Here is a 6,093-nt window from a genome sequence, read left to right on the forward strand (position 1 = left end):
TCGTTCATCTCGCTTGCGCTTTCGTCTGGTTGGCGTAATTGAGAACAGGCCCTAGTCCAGCCAGATCAGCGAGGCCATCCTGCCGGTCGCGCCGTCACGGCGATAGGAAAAGAAACAATCCGGTTCCGAGAAGGTGCAGCGGTCGCCGCCATAGATGCCGGAAACACCCAGCACAGCCAAACGCTGACGAGCCAGAAGATAGAGGTCGGCCAGCCACTTGGCAGGCGTTTCGGCAGGACGAAACGCAGCTTCTGCCTGCCTGTCGACCGCCATGAACGCAGCACGTACCTCGCTGCCGACCTCGAAGGCCTGCTGCCCGATGGCAGGCCCGAGCCAGGCCAGGATTTCGGACGGCGCCACCTTCATTGCCGCCACGCCGGCCTCGACAACCCCTCCGTGCAACCCGCGCCAGCCGGCGTGAACCGCCGCAACCACCGTGCCGGCACGATCGCACAGCAGCAGCGGCAGGCAATCGGCAGTCATCACGGAGCAGACCACACCGGACGAACAGGACACCGCGGCATCGGCATCGGCATCGGGAACGCCGGCGCAGGCAGCGGCATCCACGACCGCAGTACCGTGAACCTGGTTGAGCCAGGCCGGCTCGCCCGGCAGAACGCTGCCCAGGCGCGCCCGGTTCATCTCGACCGCAGCTGGATCGTCACCGACGTGAGTGCCGAGATTGAGGCTGTTGTAGGGCGCCACACTGACTCCGCCGACGCGCGTCGTAGACAGCGCCCGCACACGGGCAGGAGCCGGCCAGTCGGGGCAAATCCATGGGCCACTCACGGCTTGAGGTTTCCGCGCAGGGTTTCCAGCAAGCCTTCGAAATCGGCCGGCAGCGGTGACTGCCAGCGACAGGCCTCACCGCTCCGCGGATGGATGAGTCCGAGCTGCCAGGCATGCAGCGCCTGACGCGGAAAAGCGTCGAGCCGCGGATCGGAACTGCGCGGCTTGCCGTAGGTGGCGTCGCCGACCAGCGGGTGACCGATATGCGCCATGTGAACGCGGATCTGGTGGGTTCGCCCGGTTTCGAGCTCACATTCAACGAGCGTTGCACGGGCAAAGCGTTCCGCCATCCGGTATCGGGTCAGAGCCTCGCGCCCACCCGGCACGACAGCCATCTTGGTGCGCGTCACAGGATGACGGCCGACGGGCGCATTCACTTCGCCACTTGCCGCAGGATCCCCATGCACCAGCGCAAAATAGTTGCGCTTGACGGTGCGCGCCTGAAGCTGGCGCACAAGATCAGTCTGCGCCTCGAGGGTTTTGGCGACCACCAGCAAACCGCTGGTGTCCTTGTCGAGGCGATGGACAATGCCCGCCCGGGGCAGCTCGCGAAAGCCGGAGCCGTAGTGCAGCAATGCATTGAGCAGGGTGCCGGACCAGTTTCCACTGCCGGGATGCACCACGAGCCCGACCGGCTTGTCGATGACGAGCAACGTGTCGTCCTCGTAAACGATCTGCAGCGGAATGTCTTCGGCCTGCTCGGCAAGCATCGTGTCCGATGGCTCGGGGCTGACGAAGACGGACTCGCCACCCCAGACCTTGGTCTTGGAATCCGGCGAGGCTCCGCCCACAAGGATGCGCCCTGACTTCAGCCAGGACTGCAGGCGACTTCGGGAATGTTCTGGAAACAGGCGAGCAAGCGCCTGATCGACCCGCAGGCCGGCACAGTTATCGGGAATCGTCTCGCGTAGAGGCGACGGGGAAAGGGAAGAGGACGGAACTGCTGGGCTATAATCAAGCCAGTCTTCTTCCAAAGAGTTTTCAATGGCGCATTTCACCCTGCGTAGTTTAACGCTTGTCGGCGTCCTGCTGCTTGCCGGCTGCGGCCTTCCCGATCAGATCGACGAAACTGTTGGCTGGAGCGCCCAGAAGCTTTATGCCGAAGCGAAGGAATCCATGTCCGATGGCGCCTGGGATCGCTCCATCAAGATGTTCGAGAAGCTGGAGGCGCGCTACCCATACGGCCGCTACGCCCAGCAGTCCCAGCTCGAAGTCGCCTACGCCTACTACAAGTCGGGCGAGCAAGCCTCAGCGGTCGCGGCCTGCAACCGCTTCATCAAGCTGCACCCGAACCACGCCAACGTGGACTACGCCTATTACCTAAAGGGCCTGGCTTACTTCAACGAAGACCTCGGCTTCCTCGGCCGCCTGGCCGACCAGGATCTTTCCGAGCGTGACCCGAAGGCCACTCGGGAGTCCTTCGCTACCTTCAAGGAACTGGTTCAGCGTTTCCCGAACAGCAAATACGCGCCGGATGCCCAGCTGCGCCTGCGCTATCTCGTCAATGCCCTGGCTGCCCATGAAGTCCATGTAGCCCGCTATTACTACAAGCGTGGCGCTTACGTAGCCGCCGCCAACCGGGCTCAGACCACGGTCAAGGATTTCCCCCAGTCGCCAGCAGTCGAGGAAGCCCTGTTCGTGATGGTGCAAAGCTACGATGCCCTGAAACTGCCCGAGCTGCGCAATGACGCCGAGCGGGTGATGCGCCAGAACTTCCCGAACAGCCACTATTTTGGCGGCAAGGTGCCCGGCAACGAGAGCCAGCCCTGGTGGAAGATGTGGTGACACGGAGCGCTGGCCGCCATGGATGAATCCGTTCGCCTGGCCATCGCCAAGTGGCCGAACGTACCCTCCTGCTGCGGCTGGCTGCGCCTTTCCCGACGCGGCGAATGGCGTGTTCCGGAGGGGCCGATCCGCCATGCGGGTCTGCGCGCCTTCATCAGCCGAAACTACATGGCCGAACCGGATGGTCGCTGGTATTTCCAGAACGGCCCGCAGCAGGTTTTCGTCAGCCTCGACTACACGCCGACGATTCTCCATCTTGTCTCACCGGATCGCCTGGAAACCCACACCGAGCGCCCGGTGGAAACGCTTTCCGAAGCCTGGCTGGACGAGGAAGGCAGCCTGCTGATCGACTCGGAACACGGTATCGCGCTACTCGACGACCGGGATCTCGCAACCTTCTGCGCCGGCCTTGATGGCGACCTGGAAAGCCCCGATGGCCCGCTTGCCTTATCGTGGGCAGGCAGGAGCATTCCCGTGGGGCGAATTCAGCGGGCGGAAGTGGCCGCCCGCTTTGCCTTCATAAGCGAACCGGCCTGAACGGCCGGCTCGCCCTCCTCCACTCAGCCCCGTCCGTAGGTGTCCTCGAAGCGGACGATATCGTCCTCACCGAGATACCCCCCGGACTGCACCTCGATGATCTCGAGCGGCAGCTTGCCCGGATTGGCCAGCCGGTGCACATGTCCCAGCGGAATGTAGGTCGATTCGTTCTCGCCGAGCAGGAAGACCTTGTCGCCATTGGTGACTTCGGCAGTGCCCTTGACGACGATCCAGTGCTCGGCACGGTGATGGTGCATCTGCAGGCTCAGACGGGCGCCGGGATTGACGACGATGCGCTTGACCTGAAAACGGGCACCGCTATCGATCGAGTCGTACCAACCCCACGGGCGGTGAATCTTGCGATGGGCGGAAGCCTGACTGCGCTTGCCCAGCTTGAGCGCGGCAACGATCTGCTTGACGTTCTGGGTCTTGTCCTTGCGGGCAACCAGCACGGCATCTGGGGTTTCGACGATCACCGCGTCATCCAGCCCGACGCACGCCACCAGCCGATCCTGGGCATACACGAGAGTGTTGCGGCTGTCCTCGAAGAGCACATCACCCCGCGCCACATTGCCGTTACCGTCCTTGTCGGCGATCTGCCACAGCGCATCCCAGGCACCCACATCGGACCAGCCGGCCGACATCGGCACCACACGCCCCGCCACACCAAGCCCTTCGGCTGCGGCGAGTTTTTCCATGACTGCGTAGTCGATGGAGTCTGACGGACAGGCGACAAACGCCTCTTTGCTCACCCGCACGAAATCGGAGTCCCGCGCACCAGCCTCCCAGGCAGCCTGGCAAGCCTGGGCCATGACAGGCTGAAGATGCGACATGGCCTTCAGCCAGGTACTCGCCCGAACCATGAACAGACCGCTGTTCCAGAGGTATTCACCGCTATCGAGATAAGCCTGGGCGGTGGCGGCATCGGGTTTTTCGACGAAGGCCGCAATGGCCTTGCTGCCGTCTGCCTGCTCAGCCCCGAAACGGATGTAGCCGTAACCGGTTTCCGCACAATCCGGAACGATGCCGAAGGTCACGATGGCACCGCCCAAGGCGGCCGGAATGCCTGCATCGATGGCCGCATGGAATCCGGCAAGATCGCGGATCACGTGATCGGCCGGCATCACCAACAGAACCGGATCCGCCTCGCGCACCGCCAGCGCAGCGAGCGTAAGTGCCGGCGCAGTGTTGCGACCTACGGGCTCAAGCAGGATGTTGCTGCTGGGCCGTCCGTTGGAACGGAGCTGCTCCGCGGTGACGAAACGGTATTCCTCGTTGCAGACGACAATGGGCGCAGAAGCGACGGACAGCTGCCCGGCAAACCCGGCGAGCCGACCGGCGGTGGCCTGCAGCATGGTTTCATCGCCCACCAGGGCCAGCAACTGCTTCGGGTACTGTTCGCGGGAGAGGGGCCACAGGCGGGTGCCGGAGCCACCGGAGAGGATTACAGGTTGGAGTTCCATGGGCGGATCGAAGACGGAGATCAGAAAAACGATACGACGCAGCGCGCACCGTGCCAAAGGATGCTTTTTAGCACGGCTGACGCCGGAGAACCCGGTGTCATTTCACGGTCGGCTCATTCGGGGCATCGACTTCCGGACTCGACAGCCAGGATCCGACCACCCGCTCGACATCCTCGACCCCGGTTTTCTTGAGGCTCGAGAACAGTTGCACCGTGACCTGCTCGCCGAGAGGCTCAAGCTCCTTGCGCACCGCAGCGAGGGTCGTCGCCTGCTCGGTGCGGGTCAGCTTGTCGCTCTTGGTCAGCAGCACGTGAATGGGCCGGCCGCTGGGAGCAAACCAGCCGATCATCACCCGGTCCCGCTCCTTCAGCGGGTGACGGGAGTCCATGATCAGAACCAGCCCGACCAGGTTCGGCCGCTTGGTAAGGTAATCTTCCAGCAACCGCTGCCACTGCATGCGAACGGCTTCCGGCACCTCGGCATACCCGTATCCGGGCAGATCGACCAGCACGGCACCGTTACGCAGGCGGAAAAAGTTGATCAGCTGGGTGCGTCCGGGCGTCTTCGATACGAAGGCGAGGCGAACGTGATCGCAGATGGTGTTGATAGCGCTCGACTTGCCTGCGTTGGAGCGGCCAGCAAAGGCAACCTCCGGCCCGTTGGGCGGCGGCAGGCCGCTGGGCTTGGCGATGGAAATTTCGAACTGGGCGTTGCGGAAAAGGGACATGGGGAGAAGCCGGGGGAGAGACGCCTGAGCGCACGACATCTGTCGGCGCATCGCGCAAAGGACTGGAATTGCTATAGAATAACAGGTTTGAGACATCTTCCATTCTTGGCTTCCGAGGACATCATGATCAAGCATTCCCTTCTGCTTTCGCTGCTTCTGGCCACCGGTGCGGTTCAGGCTCAAGACAAGGCGGCCGCCCAGCCCAACCTGGCCAAGGCAAAACAGACTGCGGAACAGGTTTGCGGTGCGTGTCACGGCACTGACGGCAACAGCCAGATTCCGACCAATCCGAAACTCGCCGGCCAGCATGCGGAATATCTCAACAAGCAACTGAGAAACTTCAAGAGCGAAGGCGGCAAGCCGGCCGAGCGCGCCAACCCCATCATGGGTGGCATGGTTGCAGCCCTCTCCGAAGACGACATGAAGGGTCTCTCCACCTACTTCGCCGGCCAGCAGCTCAAGCCCGAATCCGCCAAAAACAAGGCTTCCATCGAACTCGGCCAGAAGCTCTGGCGCGCAGGCGACATCAAGCGCGGCATTCCCGCCTGTGCCGCCTGTCACGGCCCCGCTGGCGCCGGCCTGCCGGCACAGTACCCGCGCCTGTCGGGCCAGTTCGCCGACTACACCGAAGCCCAGCTGAAGGCTTTCCGCGCAGGAGAGCGCGCCAACGATCCGGCCAAGATGATGCGCACCATCGCTCTCAAGATGACCGATCCGGAAATCAAGGCTGTCGCCGACTTCGCTGCCGGCTTGCGCTAAGCCGAATCAAGGCGCGCCAGCGCGCCGGGCAGT

General features: G+C 63.2%; 7 protein-coding genes. 3 read left to right on the forward strand and 4 right to left on the reverse strand.

What is annotated here, in order from left to right; translation table 11 throughout:
• Window positions 1-51: 51 nt before the first annotated feature.
• Both pgeF and rluD read right to left on the reverse strand, forming a co-directional pair.
• The gene (gene pgeF / locus Q1W26_RS20325; protein ID WP_300444357.1) at window positions 52-789 is read right to left on the reverse strand and encodes a peptidoglycan editing factor PgeF; all 738 of its coding nucleotides are present in this window, start codon (window positions 787-789) and stop codon (window positions 52-54) included.
• Entirely contained in the window at window positions 786-1,688 is a 903-nt protein-coding gene (gene rluD / locus Q1W26_RS20330; RefSeq protein ID WP_300444592.1) for a 23S rRNA pseudouridine(1911/1915/1917) synthase RluD, read from the reverse strand. The genes pgeF and rluD overlap by 4 nt, the downstream gene beginning before the upstream one ends.
• Before the next feature lie 85 nt (window positions 1,689-1,773).
• On the opposite strand from rluD, the gene Q1W26_RS20335 reads away from it, so the two are divergent.
• Together Q1W26_RS20335 and Q1W26_RS20340 are read left to right on the forward strand one after the other, a co-directional pair.
• The gene (locus Q1W26_RS20335; RefSeq protein ID WP_300444359.1) at window positions 1,774-2,574 is read left to right on the forward strand and encodes an outer membrane protein assembly factor BamD; all 801 of its coding nucleotides are present in this window, start codon (window positions 1,774-1,776) and stop codon (window positions 2,572-2,574) included.
• Window positions 2,575-2,592: 18 nt separating this feature from the next.
• A complete protein-coding gene (locus Q1W26_RS20340) occupies window positions 2,593-3,111 on the forward strand; it encodes a DUF2946 family protein (RefSeq protein ID WP_300444362.1) in 519 nt (172 codons plus the stop codon).
• A gap of 23 nt (window positions 3,112-3,134) precedes the next feature.
• Here the strand turns inward: Q1W26_RS20340 and Q1W26_RS20345 are convergent, their stop codons facing one another.
• Window positions 3,135-4,574, reverse strand: coding sequence for a mannose-1-phosphate guanylyltransferase/mannose-6-phosphate isomerase (locus Q1W26_RS20345; RefSeq protein ID WP_300444365.1), 1,440 nt, complete (start codon window positions 4,572-4,574; stop codon window positions 3,135-3,137).
• 97 nt (window positions 4,575-4,671) lie between these two features.
• Window positions 4,672-5,301, reverse strand: a complete 630-nt coding sequence (yihA, locus tag Q1W26_RS20350; protein ID WP_300444368.1) for a ribosome biogenesis GTP-binding protein YihA/YsxC — start codon at window positions 5,299-5,301, stop codon at window positions 4,672-4,674.
• Window positions 5,302-5,424: 123 nt separating this feature from the next.
• Here yihA and Q1W26_RS20355 point away from each other — a divergent pair, with 123 nt between their 5' ends.
• Complete coding sequence (locus tag Q1W26_RS20355) at window positions 5,425-6,060, forward strand: c-type cytochrome (RefSeq protein WP_300444371.1); 636 nt, start codon at window positions 5,425-5,427, stop codon at window positions 6,058-6,060.
• Window positions 6,061-6,093 lie beyond the last annotated feature (33 nt).

This window comes from Zoogloea sp. (assembly GCF_030157465.1).
GTDB lineage: Bacteria > Pseudomonadota > Gammaproteobacteria > Burkholderiales > Rhodocyclaceae > Zoogloea.